At 33.3% G+C, this 864-nt stretch carries 1 protein-coding gene; it reads left to right on the top strand.

Going from position 1 to position 864, the window contains the following annotated elements:
* Positions 1 to 238: 238 nt before the first annotated feature.
* Positions 239 to 631: a TlpA family protein disulfide reductase gene (locus D1164_RS23610; protein ID WP_172594620.1), complete on the top strand. Its 393-nt coding sequence runs from the start codon at positions 239 to 241 to the stop codon at positions 629 to 631.
* Positions 632 to 864: the final 233 nt, after the last annotated feature.

Here is an 864-nt window from a genome sequence, read left to right as displayed (position 1 = left end):
ATACCCCTAAATTTAATTTTGAATTTAAAGGTATGAATTCAAATCGTGGACAACCTATTTCGAGCATATCTTACATAATATCAAGTTCTTAAAACAATATTTTATAAAGTTTAGTGGACACTAATGAGAGAATATATTAATTCCAAGGTCGGAAGCATTTGATAGTCTTTCGCAAAGGGAATTACCAAAAGGTATTGTCTTTTGGGATGAAGAAAAACCAATCCAATTATATTCTCAATTGCTGGAAAAATTAAACAATAAACCTGCACTTATTGATTTTTGGGGGACTTGGTGTGGACCATGCAAATACCAATTCAAATATAAAGACTCATTAAAAAAGTTTTTGGACGAGAATAATATTAAGATGGTTTTTGCAGCATATGAATATATACCTGACAGAGAAAAGTGGAAAAAGATAATTACAGCTTACGAATTAACTGGTAGCCATTTAATGATTGATGATAATTTTAAAAATGACCTAAAACAGCATGGAGGAGAGATAACTGGATTTCCAACTTTTATGCTAATTAATGAAAAGGGAGAAATTGTTGAGTCTAAAGCTCATTTCCCAAGCGATGGAGAAAAATTAAAACAACAAATTGAAGATAAACTAATAAATAACTTGCGCTAACAAAAGCTATATGTAATGCGGGGTTCAGCGGGTAATTCAACCGCAGTTCTTCGTAGCAACAACGCCAATTCGTCTTTGACGATTTGGCTATAAAAACTAAAATATGATTAAAGAATCCACCCTCAAAGAAGGTGGACTTATAAAAAGGCCCCTATAAGGGGCCAAAGTTGAGCCGCTGCTGCTCTTCGAGACGTTCTTGATCTTCTTGAAATTTCACGTACTTCTTGATTTTG

Source organism: Mariniphaga sediminis, from assembly GCF_003573545.1.
GTDB classification, from domain to species: Bacteria; Bacteroidota; Bacteroidia; order Bacteroidales; family Prolixibacteraceae; genus Mariniphaga; species Mariniphaga sediminis.
The sequence above is the reverse complement of the archived record's forward strand: the minus strand, read 5'-3'. Positions and strand labels throughout refer to the sequence as shown.